The 23,843-nt window shown below is 67.2% G+C and carries 21 protein-coding genes; 13 read left to right on the top strand and 8 right to left on the bottom strand.

Annotation, left to right across the window (positions count from 1 at the left end; all coding sequences use genetic code 11):
- Nucleotides 1-175: 175 nt before the first annotated feature.
- Complete coding sequence (locus HZY97_RS18220; protein ID WP_257215149.1) at nt 176-2,578, top strand: TonB-dependent receptor; 2,403 nt, start codon at nt 176-178, stop codon at nt 2,576-2,578.
- Nucleotides 2,579-2,717: 139 nt separating this feature from the next.
- On the opposite strand, the gene HZY97_RS18215 is transcribed toward HZY97_RS18220, so the two are convergent.
- Nucleotides 2,718-3,851 (bottom strand): serine hydrolase, encoded by a 1,134-nt coding sequence (locus HZY97_RS18215; RefSeq protein ID WP_180147210.1) that lies wholly within the window; start codon nt 3,849-3,851, stop codon nt 2,718-2,720.
- 147 nt (nt 3,852-3,998) lie between these two features.
- Here HZY97_RS18215 and HZY97_RS18210 point away from each other — a divergent pair, with 147 nt between their 5' ends.
- From HZY97_RS18210 to HZY97_RS18200, 3 genes are all read left to right on the top strand, one after another.
- Nucleotides 3,999-5,231 (top strand): hypothetical protein, encoded by a 1,233-nt coding sequence (locus tag HZY97_RS18210; RefSeq protein WP_180147207.1) that lies wholly within the window; start codon nt 3,999-4,001, stop codon nt 5,229-5,231.
- A gap of 95 nt (nt 5,232-5,326) precedes the next feature.
- The gene (locus tag HZY97_RS18205; RefSeq protein ID WP_218943135.1) at nt 5,327-6,427 is read left to right on the top strand and encodes a DUF47 family protein; all 1,101 of its coding nucleotides are present in this window, start codon (nt 5,327-5,329) and stop codon (nt 6,425-6,427) included.
- A 13-nt stretch (nt 6,428-6,440) separates the two neighbouring features.
- The gene (locus HZY97_RS18200; RefSeq protein ID WP_180147204.1) at nt 6,441-7,454 is read left to right on the top strand and encodes an inorganic phosphate transporter; all 1,014 of its coding nucleotides are present in this window, start codon (nt 6,441-6,443) and stop codon (nt 7,452-7,454) included.
- A 93-nt stretch (nt 7,455-7,547) separates the two neighbouring features.
- Here the strand turns inward: HZY97_RS18200 and HZY97_RS18195 are convergent, their stop codons facing one another.
- The gene (locus HZY97_RS18195) at nt 7,548-7,982 is read right to left on the bottom strand and encodes a VOC family protein (RefSeq protein WP_180147202.1); all 435 of its coding nucleotides are present in this window, start codon (nt 7,980-7,982) and stop codon (nt 7,548-7,550) included.
- A 98-nt stretch (nt 7,983-8,080) separates the two neighbouring features.
- Here HZY97_RS18195 and HZY97_RS18190 point away from each other — a divergent pair, with 98 nt between their 5' ends.
- The 3 genes from HZY97_RS18190 (at nt 8,081) to HZY97_RS18180 (ending at nt 9,381) form a co-directional block, all read left to right on the top strand.
- The gene (locus HZY97_RS18190; protein ID WP_180147198.1) at nt 8,081-8,446 is read left to right on the top strand and encodes a helix-turn-helix transcriptional regulator; all 366 of its coding nucleotides are present in this window, start codon (nt 8,081-8,083) and stop codon (nt 8,444-8,446) included.
- Nucleotides 8,427-8,915, top strand: coding sequence for an SRPBCC family protein (locus HZY97_RS18185; RefSeq protein ID WP_180147196.1), 489 nt, complete (start codon nt 8,427-8,429; stop codon nt 8,913-8,915). The genes HZY97_RS18190 and HZY97_RS18185 overlap by 20 nt, the downstream gene beginning before the upstream one ends.
- 187 nt (nt 8,916-9,102) lie before the next feature.
- On the top strand, nt 9,103-9,381 hold the full coding sequence (locus tag HZY97_RS18180) for a hypothetical protein (protein WP_180147193.1): 279 nt from the start codon (nt 9,103-9,105) through the stop codon (nt 9,379-9,381).
- Nucleotides 9,382-9,401: 20 nt separating this feature from the next.
- On the opposite strand, the gene HZY97_RS18175 is transcribed toward HZY97_RS18180, so the two are convergent.
- Nucleotides 9,402-10,778, bottom strand: coding sequence for a short-chain fatty acyl-CoA regulator family protein (locus HZY97_RS18175; RefSeq protein ID WP_180147190.1), 1,377 nt, complete (start codon nt 10,776-10,778; stop codon nt 9,402-9,404).
- A 320-nt stretch (nt 10,779-11,098) separates the two neighbouring features.
- On the opposite strand from HZY97_RS18175, the gene aceA reads away from it, so the two are divergent.
- Both aceA and HZY97_RS18165 read left to right on the top strand, forming a co-directional pair.
- Nucleotides 11,099-12,382 (top strand): isocitrate lyase, encoded by a 1,284-nt coding sequence (gene aceA, locus HZY97_RS18170; protein ID WP_180147187.1) that lies wholly within the window; start codon nt 11,099-11,101, stop codon nt 12,380-12,382.
- A 14-nt stretch (nt 12,383-12,396) separates the two neighbouring features.
- Nucleotides 12,397-12,549, top strand: a complete 153-nt coding sequence (locus HZY97_RS18165) for a hypothetical protein (RefSeq protein ID WP_180147184.1) — start codon at nt 12,397-12,399, stop codon at nt 12,547-12,549.
- Between the two features lie 41 nt (nt 12,550-12,590).
- Here HZY97_RS18165 and HZY97_RS18160 read toward each other — a convergent pair whose 3' ends face one another.
- Nucleotides 12,591-14,057 (bottom strand): MFS transporter, encoded by a 1,467-nt coding sequence (locus HZY97_RS18160; RefSeq protein WP_257215148.1) that lies wholly within the window; start codon nt 14,055-14,057, stop codon nt 12,591-12,593.
- A gap of 144 nt (nt 14,058-14,201) precedes the next feature.
- Between HZY97_RS18160 and HZY97_RS18155 the strand changes: the two genes are divergently transcribed.
- Complete coding sequence (locus tag HZY97_RS18155; protein ID WP_180147181.1) at nt 14,202-15,347, top strand: acyl-CoA dehydrogenase family protein; 1,146 nt, start codon at nt 14,202-14,204, stop codon at nt 15,345-15,347.
- Nucleotides 15,348-15,367: 20 nt separating this feature from the next.
- On the top strand, nt 15,368-16,156 hold the full coding sequence (locus HZY97_RS18150) for an SDR family oxidoreductase (RefSeq protein ID WP_180147178.1): 789 nt from the start codon (nt 15,368-15,370) through the stop codon (nt 16,154-16,156).
- Here HZY97_RS18150 and HZY97_RS18145 read toward each other — a convergent pair.
- The 4 genes from HZY97_RS18145 to HZY97_RS18130 all read right to left on the bottom strand — a co-directional run bounded on the left by HZY97_RS18145 (nt 16,153) and on the right by HZY97_RS18130 (nt 20,785).
- On the bottom strand, nt 16,153-16,455 hold the full coding sequence (locus HZY97_RS18145; protein WP_180147175.1) for a UrcA family protein: 303 nt from the start codon (nt 16,453-16,455) through the stop codon (nt 16,153-16,155). The genes HZY97_RS18150 and HZY97_RS18145 overlap by 4 nt on opposite strands.
- Before the next feature lie 81 nt (nt 16,456-16,536).
- Nucleotides 16,537-18,081, bottom strand: coding sequence for a M56 family metallopeptidase (locus HZY97_RS18140; RefSeq protein ID WP_180147172.1), 1,545 nt, complete (start codon nt 18,079-18,081; stop codon nt 16,537-16,539).
- Nucleotides 18,078-18,452, bottom strand: coding sequence for a BlaI/MecI/CopY family transcriptional regulator (locus HZY97_RS18135; RefSeq protein WP_180147169.1), 375 nt, complete (start codon nt 18,450-18,452; stop codon nt 18,078-18,080). Before HZY97_RS18135 ends, HZY97_RS18140 begins: the two co-directional genes overlap by 4 nt.
- A gap of 77 nt (nt 18,453-18,529) precedes the next feature.
- On the bottom strand, nt 18,530-20,785 hold the full coding sequence (locus HZY97_RS18130; protein WP_180147151.1) for an NADP-dependent malic enzyme: 2,256 nt from the start codon (nt 20,783-20,785) through the stop codon (nt 18,530-18,532).
- Nucleotides 20,786-21,012: 227 nt separating this feature from the next.
- On the opposite strand from HZY97_RS18130, the gene mutS reads away from it, so the two are divergent.
- The gene (gene mutS, locus HZY97_RS18125; protein ID WP_180147534.1) at nt 21,013-23,592 is read left to right on the top strand and encodes a DNA mismatch repair protein MutS; all 2,580 of its coding nucleotides are present in this window, start codon (nt 21,013-21,015) and stop codon (nt 23,590-23,592) included.
- Complete coding sequence (locus tag HZY97_RS18120) at nt 23,589-23,813, top strand: hypothetical protein (protein WP_180147147.1); 225 nt, start codon at nt 23,589-23,591, stop codon at nt 23,811-23,813. The genes mutS and HZY97_RS18120 overlap by 4 nt, the downstream gene beginning before the upstream one ends.
- Nucleotides 23,814-23,843: the final 30 nt, after the last annotated feature.

Below are 23,843 nucleotides of genomic sequence, written 5' to 3'. Positions count from 1 at the left end.
AAGGGATGCGACCCGTGGGTGACGGATGTGGCGCATCGGCAACGCCGGCTGACGGATATGTTGCGGACATGCGCTGTCATCAAAGCATCGCGAAACCGTAACGATATCGACCCGAACCTTACTTAGCGGCCCCCTTGGGAGCGGCCATACGGCCGTTGGGGAAGGGAAAAGACCGATGACCAATTTTTCGCGCGGGCTGCGCCGCGGCCACGCTTATGCGCTGCTCATGGCCTCGGCCGCACTGCTGCCCGCCGCCGCGCACGCCCAGACCGCCGACAGCGCCGCCGTCACCAGCGATGACAGCGACGCCGGCGACAGCACGATCGTCGTCGTCGGCAGCGGCCAGACCCGCTCGGTCTCGACGCTCGTGCCGGCCAATCTCGACACGCTGCCGCCGGGCACCAGCATCCAGAAGGCGCTGAACTTCCTGCCGGGCGTGAGCGCGCAGTCGATCGACGCGCTCGGCGTCAACGAGCAGTCGCTCTCGCTCCAGGTCCGCGGCTTCAACACCACCCACCTCGGCTATTCGCTCGACGGCATGCCGCTCGGTGACGGCGCCTATAACAATTACAACGGCCTCACGATCAGCCGCGCGCTGATCTCGGAGAATCTCGGCCGCGCCGATCTCGCCACCGGCATCGCCGGCCTCTCGATCCCGTCGACCAGCAACCTGGGCGGCGCGCTGACCTACATTTCGAGCGATCCGAAGAAGGACATGGGCTTCTCGTTCAACGAGACCGTGGGCAGCGAGAACAGCTTCCGCAGCTTCGTGCGCTTCGACACCGGCGAGCATGATGGCTTCTCGGCCTATCTCTCGGGCCATTATGTCGAGCAGGACCTGTTCGTGAACCAGGGCGCCTGGAATAAGTCGACCGGCAAGCAGTTCAACGGCAAGGCGGTCTACAAGTTCGAGGGCGGCAAGATCACTGCCTTCGCCGACATCTCGCGCACCAACCAGGCCGACGACACCTATTTGTCGAAGGACATGCTCAATCGCCTCGGCTGGGACTGGGCCGGCTATGCACCCGACTGGAACCGCTATCTCGGCGTCGCCGCCTGCACCGTGACCACCACGCCGTACAAGTGCGCCGCGGCTCCTGCCCCGCAGAAGAATGCCGATGTGACTTTCACCAACGGCCAGATCCTGCGCAACGACGACCTTTATTACCTCTCGGGCGATTTCGACCTGACCAAGACGCTCAGCGTCCACACCCAGGTCTATCACCACCAGGACAAGGGCGCGGGCAACAATTGGATCGCCGGCCTGTCGAACCAGGGCACGACGTCGACCGCCGACGACGTTCCCGTCCAGATCCGCGACACGCGCTACACGATCAACCGCACCGGCGTGCTCGCCAGCCTCAACTGGCAGCTCGGCTTCAACAATCTCCAGGCCGGCCTCTGGGTCGAAGAGAATACCAGCAGCGCCGCGCGCTACATCTGGACCAATGTCACCCACCCGTTCAGCCTCGCCCAGTTCCTCAAGGGCACGCCGGACACCGCCCAGTGGGTCCAGGAGACCAAGTGGCACACCCAGCAGTTCTTCGTGCAGGACAGCGTCAAGCTGTTCGACGATGCGCTGAGCGTCGATTTCGGCTTCAAGAGCACCTATTCGCGCTCGGACGCCACCGCACTGCGCGGTATCGCCAAGGCACCGGTGACCGCCTCGAGCCAGTTCGCCACCGGCTCGCTGGTCGCCAAGGACAATTTCCTGCCGGAAGTCGGCGTGCACTGGAACGTCGCGCCCGGCCATGAGCTGTTCGCCAGCTATGCCGAAAACATGGCCATGTATCAGGGCGGCTTCAAGCTCGGGCCGCAGTCGGTCTCGCAGACCGTGTGGAACCAGCAGGGCCATACGCTCAAGCCCGAGACTTCGAAAAGCTTCGACGGCGGCTATCGCTATGTCAGCGGCCCGCTCCAGGTCTCGCTGAGCGGCTATTACGTCAAGTTCGACAACCGCCTGCTCCAGTACAATCCGTGCCCGACCAACCAGCAGCAGAATCCGGGTTGCGGCAACAGCTTCCACAATGCCGGCAGCGTCACCAGCAAGGGCGCCGAGATCGGCGTGCTGTGGAAGCCGGCGCCGTGGATCAACTGGTACAATTCGGCTTCGTACAACAAGTCGACCTATGACGAGGATCTGGTGTGGAGCCTCGGCACCACCACCGCGATCCTGCCGACCGCGGGCAAGCAGCAGGTCGACACGCCCAAGACGATGCTGGCCAGCGTGCTCAGCCTGCACAAGGACGGCTTTTACGGGTCGCTCCAGGGCAAATATACCGGCCGCCGCTATTACACCTACACCAACGACCAGAGCTTCGGTCCGGTCACGACCTTCGACCTCGGCATGGGCTATAATTTCGGCGACTATGGCTGGGTGAAGGGCGCCAAGATCTCGCTCAACGTCACCAACCTGACCAACAAGCGCTACGCCTCGAACTTCGACTCGAGCGTGTTCGCACCGAGCGATTCGGGCGTGGTCGCAAAGGGCGACTCGAACGCGGTCGCCGGCGACGTGCTGGTGTTCCACGCCTCGGCCCCGCGCCAGGTCTTCGCCACGATCGGCTTCGGCTTCTAAGCCTTGAGCTCCCGCTCCCCTTGGGAGCGGGAAGGGGCCCGCTCGCGTAGCGAGTGGGAAGGGTGAGGGCAGCTATCGAACTGCCCTCACCCTTCCGCCGACTTCGTCGGCTCCCTCCCTCTCCCAATGGGAGAGGGAATCACTTCACCCCATATTCCCAGCCATAGGGCACCCCCGTCTCGCCCAGCGCCGCGCGCACGAGCTTCGGGAATGCCTTTTCGATCCGCACATCATTGCCGAGGATCAGCACGCAGCGCTGCCCGCGCTCGAGGCACACCAGCGTGTTCGCGGTGGTGTCGTTATGCCCGCCCTTGAACCAGCCCGCGCCCTGCGGCCCGGTGAACGCGACCACACCGAGCGCCGCCTTCGCGTCGGTCCCCTCGCCCGGACCCGCCGGGTTGTTGAGCGTCGGGAACTGCGTCTTGCTGCCGATCTTCTGCGTGCCGCGGGCATATTCGACCCGCCACTTCTTCGGCAGCCCATAGCCGCGCACCATCGCCGCGGTCATCTGCGCGAGGTCGTGGATCGTCGTGTCCATCGACCCCGCCGCGCGCACCCGGCTGCGGTCGTCATGTACTTCGGCCTTGCCGTTCTCGTTCCAGCCATCCGCCAGGTTGGTGCCGAAGCTGTCCTGCCAGATCAGGCTGGTCCGCGTCATGCCGAGCGGCTTGAAGAAGCGGCGCTGCAGCTCGGCCTCGACGCTCAGCCCCAGTCCCTTCTCGACGCCGAACTGGAGCAGCGAGATGCCCTCGCCCGAATAGGCATAGTTGGTACCCGGATCGAAATGGAACTTCAGCTTCTGGTCGGGCTCGAGGAACGCGAAATTGGCAAAGCCGGTCGCGTGGTTGAGCGCGTGGCGCGGCGTCACCTTCTGCACGCGCGGATCGCCGGCCAGGTCGCCCCACTGGCCATAGCCCTCGACATTGCCATAGTCGGGGATCGGCTTCGCCAGCATCGCCGCGATCGGCTTGTCGAGGTCGATTTTCCCCTCCGAGGCAAGCTGGGTGACCAGATAGCCGAACACCGCCTTGGTCAGCGACGCGCCGTACATCACCGTGTCGTCCTGCAGCGGATCGCCCTTGGCGTTGCGCACGCCCCAGCTCTTGACCGAGACGACCTGGCCCTTGTCGATCAGCGCGACCGCGACGCCCTTGGCCCCGGTCTCGGCCATCGCCGCCTGCACCGCCGCCTCCATGTCGGGCACCGGCCCGCTCGCCGAAACCAGCGCCGCGCTACCCAGCGCCAGCACTCCGAATCGCACCAAATGACGCATACGCCACCTCCCTCTTTGCGGCGCATCCTCCACAAAGGGTGCGACAGGGCAATGAAAACCGCCGCGGAAACGAAACGATCTCGATTGCAAAACAAGAGCATCTGCGAGACTGCTCAGCCCCACGCCGCTTGAGGGGGACGGCACCGCATGACCATCAAGAAGCTGCTCGCTCTCGCCGCGCTCCTGTTCGCGCCCGCAGCCCATGCCTCGCCACCGCTCCCCGCCGCGACGATCGACGTGATCGCCAAGACGCTGCCCAGTTGTACCGGCGGCTGGCAGTCCGCCGCGCACGACTGGAAGATGATCGGGCCGGCGGAACTCGCGCCCCGGCTCGCCCTGCTCAACCGCCCCTCCCTCGCGCTCGACGAGGACGGAGGCTATGAGCTCTATGAGATCGGCAAGGCGATGCTGTTCCCCGCCCTGGGCGCGCCGACCTGGTTCGTCGATGGCGGCCCGGGCATCAAATGCCCCGCCCGGCCCAAAGAGGCCATCGCCCTCCTCGAATATCTGGTCGGCGAGCATCCAGGCGATCTGCGCGGCTGGGGCAATGCGTTCGACGTGCTTGGCCTCGCTTATGCGATCGGTGCGGTGGGAGCGCCCGATCCGGTCCGGGCGCAGCATTACTATTTGCGCGGCCGCATCCACTGGCAGCTGCTCGGGCATGACAGCTGGTCCGACGGCAAGGACAAGGACCTGCTCGCCAATATCGAGCGCGCCGGCATGCGCCCCTATCTCGAAGAACAGGCGCTTCGACCCTATTCGGGCGCGGCGCACATCATCCTCGCCGAGGAAGCGCTGCCGAGCGATCCGGCGCGTGCCCGCAAGCTCCTGCTTATCCCCGATTTCCGCGCGCTGAACCGCCTGTTCGAGCTGGAGGCGGCGGGCAGCATCCCTGAGGCGGACAAGCCTGCCGACATTCCGATCTGGGTCGAAGCCATCCGCATGACCGGCAATGACAAGCTGATCGCGCGGATGTTCAAGGCAGTGAACGCGCTGAACGGCGGCACGCTTCCCACGGCCACAGAGCGCCCCGCGGTCAAGACGCTGCTTGCGCTGCTGCGCCGTGACACACTCCGCTCGCCGGGCAGCACGCCGCCCATCCCGCTGCGCGCGCTGGTCGATCCGCAGGGCCGCTTGCTCTATGTCCAGCTCTGCACCTCTGCCGGTGCGCGCTTCTCGCTGGTCAGCAGCGGCAAGGGCAATGCCAGGCGCCTCTTCGACCCGGCGCGCCTGCCGCCGCTCCCGGTTCCGACGATCGATGGCCGTCCGGCCTATGGCTGGGTGATCCTGCCGGCCGTGCAGTTCAAGTCGCTCGACAACGACAAGGTGTCGATCAACCTGATCGAACTGCCGGCCGAAAGCTGTGCGGTGCCCGACTGACCGCCCAAGGCTTGCGCTTGCCATGAATTTGTAACAAGCCCGCCGCCGCCCTTCCCGCAGCTTCGGAGTCCCGTACCATTCGTCAGATCGCCGCCTTGCCCTACCGTACGGAAGGCAGTGCGATCGATGCGCCGGTGCGCGTGTTGCTGGTGACGTCGCGGGAGAGTGGCCGCTGGGTGATCCCCAAGGGCAATCCCGAACCCGGCATGTCGCAGCACACCGCCGCCGCGATCGAGGCCGAGGAAGAAGCCGGCGTGCGCGGGCTGGTCTGCCCGATCCCGCTCGGCTCGTTCCGCTACCGCAAGAAGCGCCGCAACGGTTCCGCGCTGATGATCGACGTCGACGTGTTCCCGCTCGCGGTGAACCAGGAGCTCGCCGCCTGGAAGGAACAGGGCCAGCGCGAACGCCGCTGGTTCAGCCTGGCCGAGGCCGCCGAAGCGGTCGACGAAGCCGATCTCGCCGATCTCATCCGCTCGTTCGGCCCCGCCGAATTCCGCGCGGCAACCCAACGCAACGGGCTGCTTACTGCCGTCGCCCGCAAATCAAAGGTCCATACGATGTTCGCCTGGTTCCAGCGCCTGCTGCCCCGCACCGGCAATTTCTTCGAGATGTTCGAGGCGCATGCGCGCACCGTCGTCGCCGGCGCCGATGCGCTCGCCCGCCTGCTCCAGGACGGCAGCCCCGACCATATCCGCGAAGTAATCGAGCGCGAGCATGACGCCGACGAGATCATCCGCGAAGTGCTGCGCACCGTGCGCGAGACCTTCCTCACTCCGTTCGACCGCGGCGCGATCACCTCGCTGATCGGCGCGATGGACGACGCGATCGACGAGATGCAGGCCGCCGTCCAGGCGATCGACCTCTATGAAGTCACCAGCTTCGAGCAGGAGATGAAGGACATGGCGGCGATCATCGTCGACGCCGCCCGCCTCACCGCCGAGGCGATGCCCCTGCTGCGCGATGTCGGCCGCAACGGCCCGCGCCTCCACGAACTGACCGAGCGCATCGTCCGCATGGAAAGCCATGCCGATCAGATCCATGCCGAGGGCCTCAAGAAAGCCTATAAGAGCATCGGCCCCACCGACCCGCTCAAGTTCGCCGTCCACCGCGAGCTGTTCAAGCATCTCGAGCGGATCGTCGACGCGTTCGAGGATGTCGCCAACGAGATCGACGGCATCGTGATCGACCACGCCTGAACGGCCCGGACAGATGCACGAACTCGCCTTTCCCCTGCTCGTCGGCCTGATCCTGGTCGCGCTGGCGTTCGACTTTCTGAACGGGCTGCACGACGCGGCCAATTCGATCGCCACCGTCGTCGCCACGCGGCTGCTCAAGCCGGTCCATGCGGTGGCCTTTGCCGCAGCGTTCAACTTCGCCGCCTATTTCCTCACCATCGCCTTCCCGGCGCTGCACAAGGTGGCGGACACGATCGGCCAGGGGCTGATCGACAAGAACCTCATCACCCCCGGCGTCGTCTTCGGCGCGCTGATCGGGGCGATGTTCTGGAACGTCGTCACCTGGCTCAAGGGCATCCCCTCCTCGTCGAGCCATGCGCTGGTCGGCGGGATGATCGGCTCGGGCGTCGCGCATGCCGGGCTCACCGGGATCAAATGGACCGGGCTCAACAAGACGCTGATCGCCATCGTCCTCTCGCCGACGATCGGCATGATCCTGGCGATGCTGATCATGCTGCTCACCTCCTGGCTGTTCATGCGCGCCAGCTCGCGCACCGCCGAGCGCAGCTTCCGCACGCTGCACCTGATCTCCTCGGGCGCCTATTCGCTCAGCCACGGCCTCAACGACGCGCAGAAGACGATGGGGATCATCACGGTGCTGCTCTATTCGACCGGCTATCTGCACGGCGACTTCCATGTGCCGCACTGGGTGGCGATCGCCTGCTATATCGCGATCGCGCTCGGCACGCTGAGCGGCGGCTGGAAGATCATCGAGACGATGGGCAGCCGCATCACCAAGCTCTCGCAGCACCAGGGGTTCAGTGCCTCGTTGGCGGGCTCGATCGTGCTGTTCGGCGCGTCCTTGCTCGGCATCCCGGTCTCGACCACGCACACGATCACCGGCGCAGTGATCGGCGCCGGCACCGCGCGCCGCGCCTCGGCAGTGCGCTGGGGCGTGGCGAGCAATGTCGTCGTCGCCTGGATCATCACCATCCCCGCCTCGGCGGCGGTGGGCGCGATCTTCTACTATCTGACGACGCTGTTCTGATACTTGTTCCCCGGCGAAAGCCGGGGCCCAGGGTCACAAGCGGGACGGCAGAGAAACCCTGGGCCCCGGCTTTCGCCGGGGAACGAGCTCCCCTTACATCTCGAACGTCACCACCACGCTGTCCGCCGACTTCTCGGCGACTCCGTGGAACACCGCCTCGATGTTATTCCCGTCGGGGTCGATCAGGAACGCGCCGTAGTAGCCGGGATGATAGGGCCGCTCGCCCGGCGCGCCATTGTCGCTGCCGCCGGCTTCGAGCCCCTGCTTGTGGAAGCGCTCCACCGTCTCGCGGTCCTTCGCCTGGAAGGCGATATGGTGCCTGCCCGTCAGCTTGCCCGCCGCCGCCTTGCTCTCCGCGGTCGAGATGAACAGCTCGTCGGCCCAGAAATAATCCTCGCCCTCACCCGCGATCGGCACCCCGATCACGTCGAACACCGTGCCGTAGAAGCGCCGACTGGCGGCGAGATCCTGCACGACGAGCTGGATATGGTCGATCAGCCGTCCGCGATGCAGCTGCATGGTTTCCATGGGAGCACTCCTCTTTTGCCTGCGGCAACCCGTGCCGGAACGCATCGGTTCCGCTGCCCCCTTGCGCGCCAGCCCCGCACGCGCTAATACTGAACCATATGGTTCACTATGCCGAAGCCACTCGCCTCGACGCCTCCTTCGCCGCGCTTTCGGACGCGACGCGGCGCGGCGTGCTCGAGCAGCTCGGCCGGGCCGAGGCGTCGATCACCGACCTTGCCGAGCGCTTCCACATGACGCTCACCGGCATGAAGAAGCATGTCGGCATCCTCGAGCGCGCCGGGCTGGTCATCACCGAGAAGGTCGGCCGCGTCCGCACCTGTCGGCTCGGCGCGCAGGGGCTGACCGCAGAGGCCGACTGGATCGAGAATTACCACGCGCGCTGGCACGCCCGCTTCGACGCGCTGGATGATGTGATCGCCGAACTCAAAGCCAAGGAGAAAATGGATGGGCCTGACCGCCAGTGATTTCAGCGCCACCCAGGTGGTGCGCACCTCCGACACCGAAGTGACCGTGACGCGCATCTTCGACGCCCCGCCGCGCCTCGTCTACAAGGCCTGGACCACGCCCGAGCTATTCCAGCGCTGGTGGGCGCCCAAGTCGATGGGCGTGCCGATGCACGTCCGCGAGTTCGATGTCCGCGTCGGCGGCGGCTACCGTATCGAGTTCACCCCCGAAGGCGGCCAGGTCTGGGCGTTCTTCGGCAGCTATACCGAAGTCATCCCCAACGAACGCATCGTCTGGACCAACGAGGAAAGCGGCGACGGCGGCGCGATCTCCTCGGTCACGCTCGAGGAACAGGACGGCAAGACGCTGCTGACCTTCCGCGAAGTCTACCCCACCAAGGAAGCGCTCGACGAAGGCATTGGCGGCGCCGAAGGCATGCCCGAGCAGCTGGCGCAGCTGGAGGCGCTGCTGGGGGAGATGGCGGGGTAAAACCGCCCTCCTGCGATGCAACACTGCACTGATCCCCGGCGAAAGCCGGGGCCCAGGGTTTCTCTGCCGTATCGCTCGCGATCCTGGGCCCCGGCCTTCGCCGGGGAACCGCTACTGGGATCGGGGCGCTTCGTGGCACGAAACGCCCCCCCTTGCGGCCATGTGGATAGCGGAGCAAACTCGCCGCATGCGCCGCTCATACCCCGCTCGCCGCATACCGCAGGGCGCCATCCTGATCGGGGCGGTGTTCGTGGCGGTTTCGCTGGCAATGGCCGTGGGGCATTTCGGACTGGGGCTCCCCATCCATGATCGAAATACCGGCCAGCCCTCGTCCGAATTGGGCATAGCCGTCCTGCTGCTCGTCTTCGGAGGGGTTGGCTTGCTTCTCGTCCTGCTCGGCAGCGCGATCCTGCGCTTGGCCGCCCGGCATCACCGCGAGCAGGCGGCGAGATCGAACGGCGGCTAACCGCGGATCGCCGCCCTCCCCTAATCCCCCGCAAACCCGAACGGCGTAACCCCGCTCTCGCGCTCGCTCGCCAGCGCCGCCCGCCCCGCCGGCGGCGCGCTCCGTTGCGGGCAATCGGGCCGCGTGCAGGCCCGGCAGCCCAGCCCCACCGGCACCGCCTCGCCCGCAAGATCGACCCCGCGCGCCGCGCTCAGCGCCCGCGCCTCGCCGGCCGCCAGCCCGATCCCCAGCGCGAACCGCGCCTTCACCCCCTGCGCGCCATGCGGCGTGCGGGCGCGGGAGAGCGTGAACCAGCGCGCCGCGTCCTCGGTCTCGATCAGCTGGACCAAAGTCTCGTCCGCGCGGCCGAACGCCTCGGTCAGATTCCATAGCGGACACAGGCCGGGGCCCTCCACGAGCGCCGACCCGCTCGCCCCGGCAAAGCGCTTCGACACCTGCCCCGCCCGGTCGGTGCGGATCAGGAAGAACGGCAGCCCGCGCGCGCCCACGCGCTGCAAGGTGGTCAGCCGGTGCGCCACCTGCTCGAAGCTCGCCCCGAAGCGCCGCTGCAGCACTTCCATGTCGTATCCGGTCTGCTCGCACGCGCGCAGGAAGCGGCCATAGGGCATCACCAAGGCCGCGGCGAAATAACCCACCAGATGGCGCTGGTAGAGCCGCTCGCCGCCGCGATCGAGCCCGGCGCCGCGCACCAGCGCATCGATCTCGCCGCGCGCCTCCTGCGACAGCCGTTCGGCCAGTGCAAAGGTCCGCCCCGGCACATCGAGCAGTTCGGACAGCTGCACCTGGCGCGCGTGCAAATCGAGCCGCTTCAACAGCCCCGGCATCACCTCCGCCGGCAGGATGCGCACCGAAAGCTGGTGCTTCACCCGCAGCCGCTCGGCCATCGCCCCATAGGGATCGCCCGCCGCCTGGCGCAGCTCATCGGCCAGCGCCTCGGCAAGCGCGTCGAGATCGGCGAAATGCCCGCGCCAGCGCTCGATCTCGCGGCGCACCTGCCGCCCCGGATCGCTCACTCCCTCGCCCGCCACTGGCCCGGCCGCGCCGATCCGGTCATAGGCGCGCGCGAACGCCTCGGCGCCGCCCGGCGCGCCCGCCAGCCATTCCTCCATCTGCTGCCGGTCGATCTCGAGATCGGCGAAGATCGGATCGGCCAGCCGCCGCCGCAGCGCCTCCATGCCCCCGCCGGGCTCGGCCGCGGCCAGCTTGCGCGGATCGAAGTCATAGACTTCGGACAGCCGCAGCATCAGCATCGCCGATACCGGCCGCTGGTTGCGCTCGACCAGGTTGAGATAGGAGGCGGACACCCCCAGCGCCTCGGCCATCGCCGCCTGGGTCAGCAGCAACTGCCGCCGGAGACGGCGGACGGCATGTCCTGCGAAGAGCTTCTGTTCGGCCACCTGCCACTCCATTCTAAAACCTCCCCTCCCTGGAAGGGAGGGGTCGGGGGTGGGTGGGCCTCCGCAAGCTGCGCAGCCCGGGGAGAGCAACCCACCCCTAGCCCCTCCCTTCCAGGGAGGGGAACGGACTCACATCAGCGCTTTCCTACACGCAATAGTTCTTGTTATGTTCTAATCGTCGCATTGTAAATTCTTTACACCCTTTCAAACCAAGGAAAACCCCTCCCGCACACCATGACCCGGTCAACTACCCCTTCTCTATCGTCAAAGGAGTCAAGGAATATCCATACAAGCCGAGCAATCTAGTCAAGGAACACACAATGCCGACGCGCTTCGAAGATCTGATCCCCGCTCCCACCGGTCGATTCGACGGCATCGTGCGTCCGTACAGCCCCGAGGATGTCGAGCGCCTGCGTGGCTCGCTGCCCATCGAGCATACGCTGGCCCGCCGCGGCGCGCTCAAGCTGTGGGAGCTGCTCCATGAAGAGGATTATATCAACGCCCTCGGCGCCCTCTCCGGCAACCAGGCGATGCAGATGGTCCGCGCCGGGCTGAAGGCAATCTACCTCTCCGGCTGGCAGGTTGCGGCCGACGCCAACACCGCCGGCCAGATGTATCCCGACCAGTCGCTCTACCCCGCCAATGCCGGCCCCGAGCTGGCGAAGCGGATCAACGCCACGCTCCAGCGCGCCGACCAGATCGAGCATATGGAAGGCGGCGCCCAGCGCGACTGGTTCATGCCGATCGTCGCCGATGCCGAGGCCGGCTTCGGCGGCCCGCTCAACTGCTTCGAGATCATGAAGGCCTATATCGCCGCCGGCGCCGCGGGCGTGCATTATGAAGACCAGCTCGCCTCGGAGAAGAAGTGCGGCCATCTCGGCGGCAAGGTGCTGATCCCCACCCAGGCGCATATCCGCAACCTCGATGCGGCGCGCCTCGCCGCCGACGTCGCCGGCGTGCCGACGGTGATCTGCGCCCGCACCGATGCCGAGAGCGCCAGGCTGATCACCTCCGATGTCGACGAGCGCGACCGCGAGTTCCTCACCGGCGAGCGGACTCCGGAAGGCTTCTTCCGCCTCAAGGACGGCACCGGCGTCGATCACTGCATCAAGCGTGGCCTGGCGTTCGCCGAGCATGCCGACCTGCTGTGGTGGGAGACCTCCAAGCCGAACATGGACGACGCCCGCCGCTTCGCCGAGGCGATCAAGAAGGAATTCCCCAACAAGATGCTGGCGTACAATTGCTCACCCAGCTTCAACTGGGAGAAGAATCTCGACAAGGACGACATCGCCAAGTTCCAGCGCGAGATCGGCGCGATGGGCTACAAGTTCCAGTTCGTCACCCTCGCCGGCTTCCACCAGCTCAACTACGGCATGTTCGAGCTGGCCCGGGGCTATAAGGATCGCGGCATGGCGGCCTATTCGGAGCTGCAGCAGGCCGAGTTCGCCGCCGAGGCGAACGGCTACACCGCGACTCGCCACCAGCGCGAAGTCGGCACCGGCTATTTCGATGCGATCGCCACCACTTTGGCCGGCGGCTCGAGCAGCACCACCGCGCTCGCCGAGAGCACCGAAGCCGCCCAGTTCACCACCGAAGCCGCGTAGAAAGGAGCCACGACATGACCGAACCCCAGCGCAGCCGCGCCGTTTTCTCGACCGAGGATTTCCGCCTGATCCGCGATGCGGTGGCGACCCATCTCGAAAAGGTGAAGGACGCACCCGAGTCCGTGAAATACGCCAATCTCTATCACCGCCTGGGCCGCGTGGCCTGAGCGTAGCTTTTCCTGGGGAGGAAAGGATGTCCGCCGGGGGCTCAGCCCTCGGCGGACATTTCCGTCTTTCCGGCGGCGAGCGCGGCAACCCGGGCCTCATGCTCGGCCTTGCCGAACGGGAAGATCCGGTAGAGCCCGGCTGCGGCGAAGGCGAGCACGGCGTAGAGCACGGAGAAGAGGATGGTCAGCCGATCGACTGCCGCCGGGGCGACCTGCCCCACTTTGGCGAGTGCTGGAAAGTCGACCAGGTCGAGCAGCATGCCGGTCGCCCAGATCCCCAGTCCGCTGCAGCATTTCTGCACAAAAAAGGCGCCGGCGAAGAACACGCCCTCGTTCCGCCGCCCGGTCTCGATCTCCGATTGCTCGACGACATCCGCCATCATCGACGCGCCGAGGATGGTCGCCGAAATGCTGCAGGCGACATTGGCGGCGTAGATGGCGAACAGCGACGGCAGCATCCAGGGGTTGCCCGGCGCCGGAAACAGCCCGGCGAGGCGCAGAACATAGGGAAGCGCCACCCAGAAGGCGGCAGCCATCATCAGCAGCATCGCCGCCCTGGGCTTGCCCATCCGGCGCGAGATGCGTGGCGCGATGAGGAAGGCAAGGAACGCCCCGACGAGGAGCGAGAAGGCGATGATCGTGAAGTCCTGGTTCTGGAAGCGCCAGACATGGGCATAGATGTAGCTGGAAAGGGCAAAGCTCACCCCCTGGGCGCAATAATAGCAGAGCCCCGCCGCCATCAGGATCAGGAAGGCGCGGTTCTTCACCGTGGCGACCAGCTCGCCGAAATGCGCTCCGATCGACTGGCGCTTCATCTCGGCCCGCGGCAGCCGCTTGATCTCGCCATGCGTGCCGAATGCCGAGAGGAGGATGGCGAACACCATGATGCCCGCGCTCACCGCCGCGAAGCCCGGATAATTCTCCCGCACCAGCTGGCCATTGGGATGCCCCGGCGAAGGGCCGAGCAGCCAGGCATAAGCGAGGATCATCATCGCCAGTCCGCCGGCCCAGCCGAACAGGAAGCGGTACGCCATGATCCGCGTCCGCTCCTCATAATCGGCGGACAGTTCCGGAGTCAGCGCCTGGCTCGGCACTTCATAGGCGCTCACCGCGGTGCGGACGAGCACCGACATGGCGAATACCCAGAGCAGCAGATGCGCGTTGGACAGCGCCGGCGGGTTCCACAGCAGCACCCAGCCGAGCGCGATCGGGATGGCCGAGGCATACATCCAGGGATGGCGCCGCCCCCAGCGGCTGCTGGTCCGGTCCGACAGGAAGCCGATCGCCGGGTCGGCCACAGCGTCGAGCAGCAGCGCACACATGATCGCAAAGCCGACTTCGGTCGCCGGGAGCCCCAGCACCTGGTTGAAATAGAAGAGCAGGAAGGTCGAGAAGCAGAAGTCCTTCACGCCATACGCCACGGTGCCGAACCCGTAAGCGAGCATGATCGGCGTGCGGATTCGCCGCGCCGGGGGCACTGCCGCCTGGTTGGTCTGCGCGCCCGACATAGCCTCTCCCTTTATCCTTCGCCGCGCAGCATAGGTGCCACCCACCAAGGGTCAACCGGAACAGATTGGAACATTGGGTATGGCCTTGCTACCGAGCATGAGACCGGTATAGCGTCCCGCTTCGAACTTGAGGAACGTGAAGCAATGGCGCTCGACCCCGAAGTCTTCGACACGCTGATCGACACCATTCGCCGCTTCGTCGCCGAGCGTCTCCGCCCGCTCGAGGCCGATGTCGAGGCCGCCGACGCCATCCCTGCCGACATCACTGCGGAGATGAAGCAGCTCGGCCTTTTCGGCCTGTCGATCGCCGAGGAGTTTGGCGGCCTGGGCCTGACGATGCTCGAGGAGTGCAAGGTCGCCATCGAGCTTGGCCGCACTACTCCGGCGTTCCGCTCCTCCTTCGGCACCAATGTCGGCATCGGCTCGCAGGGCCTCGTCATGGCCGGTACCCCCGAGCAGAAAGCGCTATGGCTGCCGAAGATCGCCAGCGGCGAGATTGTCACCAGCTTCGCTTTGACCGAGCCCGATGTCGGATCGGACAGCGGCGCGGTGAAGACCCGGGCGGTCAAGGACGGCGATGTCTACCGCCTCACCGGCACCAAGCGCTTCATCACCAATGCCGACAAGGCCGAGCTGTTCACCGTCATGGCACGCACCGGCGACGAACCCGGTGGCCGGGGCGTCTCCGCCTTTCTGGTGCCGCGCGACCTGCCCGGCATCAGCATCGGCGAGCCCGAGAAGAAGATGGGCCAGAAGGGCGCCCGGGTCGCCGATGTCGTGTTCGACGACACCCCCGTCCCCGCCGCCAATCGGCTCGGCGCCGAGGGCGAAGGCTTCAAGATCGCCATGCAGGTGCTCGACCGCGGCCGCCTCCACATCTCCGCGGTCTGTGTCGGCGTGGCCGAGCGGCTCATCGCCGACTGCGTCGCCTATGCCTCGACACGCAAGCAGTTCGGCAAGCCGATCGCCGAGCATCAGCTGATCCAGGCAATGCTCGCCGATTCCAAGACCGAAGCACTCGCCGCCCGTGCGCTGGTGCTGGAAACCGCCGCCGCCAAGGACGCTGGCCAGAACACCACGATGGAAGCCGCCGCCGCCAAATATTTCGCCAGCGAGATGGTCGGCCGCGTCGCCGATCGCGCCGTGCAGATCTTCGGCGGCGCAGGCTATATCGCCGACTATGGCATCGAGCGGCTCTACCGCGACGTGCGCCTGTTCCGGATCTATGAAGGCACCAGCCAGATCCAGCAGCTGATCATCGCCCGCGAGACGCTCAAGCGCGGCGGGTAACGAACCCAGGAGAGGAAACCATGGATACCAGCACGCTCTTCCGCCTCGACGGCCGGATCGCACTCGTCACCGGCGGCTCACGGGGCATCGGCCGGATGATTGCCGAGGGCTATGTTGCCCAGGGCGCCAGGGTCTATGTCTCGTCCCGCAAGGCCGAGGCCTGCGAGGAAACCGCCGCGGCGCTCGGCCCGAACTGCATCGCCCTGCCGATGGACGTCGGCACGGTCGAGGGCTGCAAGGCACTGGCCGCCGCGCTGGCCGAACGCGAGGAGCGGCTCGACATCCTCGTCAACAATGCCGGCGCCGCCTGGGGTGAGCCCTTCGAGAATTTCCCGGAAAAGGGCTGGGACAAGGTGATGGACCTCAATGTGAAGTCCCCCTTCTTCCTCACCCAGGCGCTGCATGGCCTGCTCAAGGTCGGCGGTTCGGCGCAGCAGCCGGCCAAGGTGATCAACATCACCTCGATCGACGGCCAGCGGCTCAACCCTTGGGAAACCTATAGCTACCACGCCTCGAAGTCGGCGCTGATCTATTTGACCAAGCGCATGGCCGCCCGGCTGATCCGCGACCATATCAACGTCACCTCGATCGCCCCCGGCGCCTTTGCCAGCGACATGAACAAGGCGGCGCGCGACCATGGCGGCGATGTCGCCAAGGCGATCCCGGCCAGGCGCATCGGCTTCGACGAGGATATGGCCGGGGCCGCCATCTACCTCGCCAGCCGCGCCGGCGACTATGTCGTGGGCGACACGATCACGGTCGATGGCGGGCTGGTCAACGCGTCGCTTGGGATCAGCATCGACGGCTAGCGCCGGTAATAGGCGCGGCGCACCGTGGCCGGCATCGCCTCCGCCAGCGACTGGCGCAGCGCGTCGAGGCAATAGCTCGTCTCGTGCCGGATCAGCTGGGGGACGACCTCCCTGGCATGCTCCCGGCAGAAGTTGCGCGCCGCGACCTCGACGCGCTCCCGCAGCGCGTCGCGGCCCGCTTCGGTGTCGAGCGCCAGGTCGCTATAGGCCAGGCCCGCTGCGGGCTCGGGCCTGGGATCCCGCGCCGCGCAGGCGCCGACGAGGACAAGGGACAGAAACAGGATCGAACGCATCGTCATTCTCCCTTCAAGTCGCCGGGCAAGCCGGCCCCGTGGCGCGAAAACCGCGCTTTGGTTCAGTGATTGGGGGTCAAGGGCGGTCTAGAAGACGCCCTTCATCTGTCTCGCCTGTGCCTCAAGCCGGGACGCATTGTCCCGCAGCGACTCCGCCACCTTGACGTAGCTCTGGCGGATATCGGGCGAGAGGCTCTCGTCCTTGGCGAGCTTGCTGTAGGTCTGCGCCTGGGCGCGCAACTGGCTCGCCGCCCGGATCCGCTGCTGCACCTGGCCACGCGCATCCGGCCCCGCGCCCCACACGGTCTTGACCGGCAGCGGCTTGTCTTCCGGCTTTGCGGCAACCGCGGCCTTGGCCATGCGCAGGCCCGTTGCCTCGGCCTGGCGGCTCGCTTCGGTACCCGGCGCGGGCTTGCCGTCGGGCTGCTGCCTGTCCAGCCGCCACTTGGTCATCCTGGCCTGGAACCGAGCCTTGAAGTCCGGCGCTTCCGGCGTTTCGGGCGCACGCATCATCGCCAGCGGCGGCTTGAGCCCGTCGGCAACCGGGGCGGGTGCTGGAGCCGGTTTCGCAGCCGCGCGGCGCGGCCTGGGCGCCTCCGGCGCCGCTTGCACCGGCTGCGGCGTCGACGCCGGCATTCGGAGACGCTCCGGCGCCGATTGCCGAACCTTGACCACGGGCTCGGGAGCAGGTGCGGCTGGTGCTGGCACCAGCTGCATTGCTGCCAGCGGGGCGATGCCCAGCGGGATGCTGCCGATCAGCGCCGCACAAAGCAGCCCGCTCGCCGGCTTGGCCTGGCGCGCATCGAGAACCCGGCGGATCCGCCGAGCGAGCGCACTGCGCGTCACCGCCATGCCGCACGCCGCATGCGCGCCGCAGCCGCCGGCGACCGCGAGCAGCGCCTGCGCGTAATCAGTGCGCGCGACATGGCGCACCGCTTCCTCGTCGGCAGCGAGTTCGGTCTGGCGAGAGAGCTCGGCGGCGAGCAGCCAGGCCAGCGGGTTGAACCAGAACAAGGCGAGCGCGAGCCGCGCGGCAAGCATCGCCGGCCAGTCGAAGCGGCGGACATGCGCCATCTCATGCGCGATCACGGCGGCAGCGCGATCGGCGCAACGCTCGGTATCGGGGCCGATCAGGATCGTCGCCGGCGCAACGCCGAGGCTCAACGGCGAGGCGATGCTGGGCGAGACGAGTAGCCGCACGGGCCGCTTCAAGGGTTCGGCGGCCCGTGCGATCGCCTCCAGCCACACCGGGTTGGAGGCGGGCACCGCATGGCGGGTCCAGCGGTGCAGCATGACAAGGCCGATGGCGAGGCGCAGCAGCACAAAGGCGGCGCCCGCGCCGTACGCCAGGGCAATCCAGTCGATTTCCGGTGCATCGACCGCGACGGGTGCCGCGACGATCTCCGGCATCGGCAAATCGGGCAACGGGGCCACGGCGGGCAGCACCGCGATTTCGAGCGCCGGCACGGTCAGGATGAGCAGCGGCAGCAGCAGCAATGCTGCAATCCCTGCGCGCAGCATCGCCACGCGCTGTGCCGCCGGACGGCCGCGCAATGCCCCGCTCGCGAGCAGCGCCACCGCACAGGCCAGCGCCGACTTCCAGCCGAGCTCGATCAGCAGCGATGCGATCATTTCGCCTCTCCCCGCGCCTTGTCGATCGCCTGTTGCAGCGCCTCGATCTCCTGCGGGTCGAGGCCCTTTTCCATCCCGAGCAACGCGGTGGCGGCGCGCGCCGCCGATCCCTGGAAGAAGGTCTGCACCAACCGCTGCAGCGCGGTCTCCGCCACCGCATCGGCCTGCGGCACCGGCACATAGACATAGGCCTGGTTGAGTGTGCGGTGGTCGATCAGGCCCTTGGCCTTCAACCGCCCGAGCAACGTGCGCACGGCCGAATCGCTCGGCGGATCGGCAAGCGCGCCGCGCACGGCGGCGGCGGTGCCCTCACCCAGGCTGCACAATGCCTCGAATACGTCGCGCTCGCGGCGCGGCAGCGATTCGATCACGACTCGACCTCCTCTAACCTGCTACATATGTAACATGCTACAAATGTAGCAGGCAAGAGGTGTTTTATCGTGCTAAATCAGCGGGCAATCCCGCCTGCCGCCAGCACCGCCAGCGTCACCAGCTCGCTCGCCGTCGCAGTCATCGGGGCGATCTGCACCGGCTTCTCCATGCCGATCAGCATCGGGCCGATCGTCGAATCGCCGCCCAGCTCGCGCAGCAGCTTGGCCGAGATATTGGCCGACTGAAGACCCGGCATGATCAGCACATTGGCCGGCCCGGAGATCCGTGCGAACGGATAATTGGCGAGCTGGCGCGCATTGAGCGCCACGTCGGGCGACATCTCGCCTTCATATTCGAACTCGACCGCGCGGCCGTCGAGCACCTTGATCGCGCCGCGGACATTGTCGAGCCACTGGCCTTCGGGATTGCCGAAGTTGGAGTAGCTGAGGAACGCGACACGCGGCTCATGCCCCATGCGGCGCGCGACCGTGGCCGCGCCCTCGGCGATGTCGGCCAGTTCCTCGGCATTGGGGCGCTCGTTCACCGTGGTGTCGGCGATGAACACCGTGTGCGACTGGCCGACCAGCACGTGCATGCCGAACGGCGTCTGGCCCGGGCGGCGATCGATCACGCGCTTCACCTGGCGCATCGATTCGGCCCAGGTCCGCGTCACGCCGGTGATCATCGCATCGGCATGGCCGAGCTGGAGCAGCAGCGCGCCGAAGATGTTGCGGTCGCGATTGACCATCCGCTCGCAGTCGCGGCGCAGATAGCCGCGGCGCTGGAGCCGGCAATAGAGGAACTCGACCATCTTCTCGACGAGCGGCGAGTTGACGCTGTTGTGCAGCTCGAACTCGTCCGGATTGGCGCCGAGCGCCTGCAGCCGCTCGTGCACGCTCTCACGCCCGACCAGCACCGGCGTGCCATAGCCGCCATCCTTGAACGCGATCGCCGCGCGCAGCACGACTTCCTCTTCGGCCTCGGCGAAGATCACCCGCTTCGGATTGGCCCGCGCACCTTCATAGGCAAGGCTGAGCACCGAGGTGGTCGGATTGAGGCGCGCGCGTAGCTGCTGGCGATACGCCGCCATGTCCGCGATCGGCTTGGTCGCGACGCCCGAGTCCATCGCCGCCTGGGCGACGGCGGCGGGGACGATCTCCATCAGCCGCGGATCGAACGGCGCCGGGATGATGTAATCCGGGCCGAAGCTGTGCTGCACGCCGTACGCCGCAGCCACTTCCTCAGGCACCTGCTGGCGGGCCAGCTCGGCAAGCGCAGTCGCAGCGGCGATCTTCATCGCATCGTTGATCGTCGTCGCGCGCACGTCGAGCGCGCCGCGGAAGATGAACGGGAAGCCGAGCACGTTGTTGACCTGATTGGGATAATCAGAGCGTCCCGTCGCGATGATCGCGTCCGGACGCGCCGCGCGCGCCTCCGGCGGCGTGATCTCGGGATCGGGATTGGCCATCGCGAAGATGATCGGCTTGAGCGCCATCTGGTTGAGCAACGCCGCCGGCAGCGCGCCCGCCGCCGACAGGCCCATGAACACGTCGGCGCCCTCGAGCGCGTCGGACAGCGTGCGGCGATCGGTGGCGACGGCATGCGCCGACTGCCACTGGTTCACGCCTTCGCGGCCCTGATAGATCACGCCGGTGCGATCGAGCATCAGCAGATTGCCGTTGGGCAGGCCCATCGCCTTGATCAGCTCGGCGCAGGCAATCGCTGCGGCGCCGGCGCCGTTCATCACCACGCGGGTGTCCTTGATGTCGCGGCCCGTCAGGTGGAGCGCGTTGATCAGGCCGGCGGCGGCGATGATCGCAGTGCCGTGCTGGTCGTCATGGAACACCGGGATGTTCATGCGTTCCCGGAGAGTCTGCTCGATCACGAAGCATTCGGGGGACTTGATGTCCTCAAGGTTGATGCCGCCGAAGCTCGGCTCCATCAGCTCGACCGCGTCGATGAAGCGGTCGACATCCTCGGTCTTCAGCTCGATGTCGATCGAATCGACATCGGCGAAGCGCTTGAACAGGACCGCCTTGCCCTCCATCACCGGCTTCGAGGCCAGCGCGCCGAGATTGCCGAGGCCGAGGATCGCGGTGCCGTTCGAGATCACCGCGACGAGGTTGCCCTTGGCGGTATAGTCGTAGGCGAGCGCCGGATCCTGCGCGATCGCCAGCACCGGCACCGCAACGCCGGGCGAATAGGCCAGCGCCAGGTCGCGCTGCGTCGCCATCGGCTTGGAAGCCACGATCTCGATTTTGCCCGGCCGGCCTTCGGAGTGATACAGCAGCGCCTCGCGCTCCGAAAACTGGACGTTCGATTCCTCAGACATTTTTCTCTCCAGATTGCCTCTCCTTTAGGGGGGCCGTTCCGTCGTCGCAATGTGCCGAATGCCGCAAATATGGCTGAGTCCGCAGCGTTCCTGGTCTGATAATATCGCCCAACTGTGCGGAATCCCGCACATCGCGCTTTGTCCCCAGAAAAGCGTGCATCGGGTGTTGATCGACGGAGGCGTTCGGCTAGTCCGGGCCGGGCATGGCCTCGACAGCTCCCACCCCGATGATGGCGCAATATCTCGCCCTGAAGGCGGAGGCCGAGGATTGCCTGCTGTTCTACCGAATGGGCGACTTTTTCGAGCTGTTCTTCGACGATGCCAAGGTCGCCAGCGCGGTGCTCGATATCGCGCTCACCGCACGCGGCGAGCATGAGGGCGAGCGCATCCCGATGTGCGGCGTCCCCGTCCACGCGATGGAGGGCTATCTTGCCCGGCTGATCAAGGCCGGCCACCGCGTTGCCATCGCCAACCAGACCGAGACGCCCGAGGAAGCGCGCAAGCGCATGGGCTCCAAGGCGCTGGTCAACCGCGCGATCGTCCGCGTCGTCACTGCCGGCACGCTGACCGAGGAGGCGCTGCTCGACAGCCGCACGGCGAACTGGTGCGTCGCGATCGGAGAGGCGGGCGGCAGCGTCGCGATCGCCTGTGCCGACATCTCGACCGGCCTGTTCGAGATCGTCGAGACCACCGCCGACCGCGCCGCCGCCGAAGTCGCCCGCCTGTCACCCGCCGAAACAGTGGTCGCCGACGGATCGGCGTTCGACGAGCTCGCCACCGTCACGCGGCCCAAGGTGGATTTCGACAGCGCCGGCGGCGAGGCGCGATTGAAGCGGCTGTTCGGCGTCGCGACGCTCGACGGTTTCGGCGCCTTCTCCCGAGCCGCGCTCGCCGCTGCCGGGGGCCTCGCCGCCTATCTCGAGCACACCGCCAAGGGCGCGCTCCCCTTCCTGCGCCCGCCCCGTCTTTCGCGCACCGAGGCAGCGATGGCGATCGACGCGGCGACGCGCGAGAGCCTCGAGCTGACCGTCAGCAGCGGAGGCACCCGCAAGGGCAGCCTGCTCGACAGCGTCGATCGCACTGTCACCGGCGCCGGTGCGCGCCTGCTCGGCGCCGATATCGCCGCACCCTTGATGGACCGCCCCGCGGTCGAGGCGCGGCTCGATCTCGTCACCCATTTCCATGACGATTCCTTGCTGCGCGACATGGTCCGCGGCGCGCTCAGGGCGATGCCCGACATCGGCCGCGCGCTCGGCCGCATCGCCGCCGGACGCGGCTCCCCCCGTGATCTCGGCCAGCTGCGCGATGGGCTCGACGGCGCCTGGCGCCTTGCCGAGCGGCTGGAGGCAACGGGCATCCCGCCGCTCCTCGCCGACCTGATCCCGCAGATGCGCGGCCACGGCGCGCTGATCGACCTGCTCAGCCGCGCGCTCGTCCCCGAGCCGCCGGTCGATGCCGCACATGGCGGCTATATCGCCGAGGGCTATGACGCCGCGCTCGACGATCTGCGCGATGCCGGCGCCGGCGGCCGCCGCGCGATCGCCGCGCTCGAGGCCGAATACAAGGCACGCACCGGCATCGGCTCGCTCAAGATCCGCCATAATGGCGTGCTCGGCTATCATATCGAGGTTCCGGCGAAGAATGCCGACCCGCTGATGGCGCAGGATTCGGGCTTCACCCACCGCCAGACGCTCGCCGGCGTCGTCCGCTTCAACGCCCCCGAGCTCCACGAAGTCGCGCTCAAGGTGACGCAGGCCGGCGCGCACGGCCTCGCCGCCGAAGCCGCGCATCTCGAAGAGCTCACCACGCGAGCCCTCTCAGACCGCGAGACCATCGCCCGTACCGCCGATGCACTCGCCCGGATCGACGTCTCGGCCGGCCTCGCCGAGCGCGCCGCCGAGGGTGGCTGGGCCCGGCCGCATCTCGTCGAACATGCCTGTTTCGAGATCGACGGCGGCCGCCACCCGGTGGTCGAGGAGGCCGTGGCGAAGAGCGGCGGCCGCTTCGTCGCAAACGACTGCAACCTCTCCGAAGCCAGCCGCCTCTGGCTGGTCACCGGCCCGAACATGGGCGGCAAGTCGACCTTCCTGCGCCAGAACGCGCTGATCGCAGTGCTTGCCCAGGCCGGGAGCTATGTTCCTGCCACGCGCGCCACGCTCGGCATGGTCGACCGGCTGTTCAGCCGCGTCGGCGCCTCGGACAATCTCGCGCGCGGCCGCTCGACCTTCATGGTCGAGATGGTCGAGACCGCCGCGATTCTCGCCCAGGCGACCCCGCGCAGCTTCGTCATCCTCGACGAAGTCGGCCGCGGCACCTCGACCTATGACGGTCTTGCCATCGCCTGGGCCGTGGTCGAGGCGATCCACGAGGACAACCGGTGCCGGTGTTTGTTCGCCACGCACTATCACGAGCTGACCCGGCTGGCCGAGCGCTGCGACGCGCTCACCCTCCACCATGTCCGCGCGCGCGAATGGAAGGGCGATCTCGTCCTGCTCCACGAAGTCGCCGAGGGCCCGGCCGACCGCAGCTACGGCCTCGCCGTCGCCCGCCTCGCCGGCCTGCCGCCGGTGACGATCAAGCGCGCCAAGGCAGTGCTCGACAAGCTCGAGGCGGGCCGCGCCCAGACCGGCGGGCTTGCCGCAGGGCTCGACGACCTCCCCCTCTTCGCCGCCATGGCCGTGGAGGAAGAGGAAGCCGTCGACACGCTGCGCACCGAGCTCGGCGCGATCGACATCGACAGCCTGAGCCCACGCGAAGCGCTCGAAATGCTCTACCGCCTCAAGGGCCTGGCGGCGGACGGCGCATGAATTCGGCCGATCTGCTCGACCAGTTCCTCGCCATCCTGCAGCGCGAAGTCGGCGGCAGGCGGGGGCGCTGGCGCACGGTATTGGGCGCGGTGAAGCTCTACAGCGCCGCGACGCATCCGCACTGCAACTGGTCGATCACCCCCGGCGGCAACGCGGACGAGAACGCCGCGGTCGAGCGCATCGCCGATCGACTGCGCGAGAAGTATCCGATCATCGGCTGAGGGCCTCGACGCCCGGCCCATCCCCGCGCT

Source organism: Sphingomonas sp. R-74633, from assembly GCF_013416555.1.
Classification (GTDB): domain Bacteria; phylum Pseudomonadota; class Alphaproteobacteria; order Sphingomonadales; family Sphingomonadaceae; genus Sphingomonas.
This window is presented reverse-complemented; position numbering and strand designations above follow the sequence as displayed.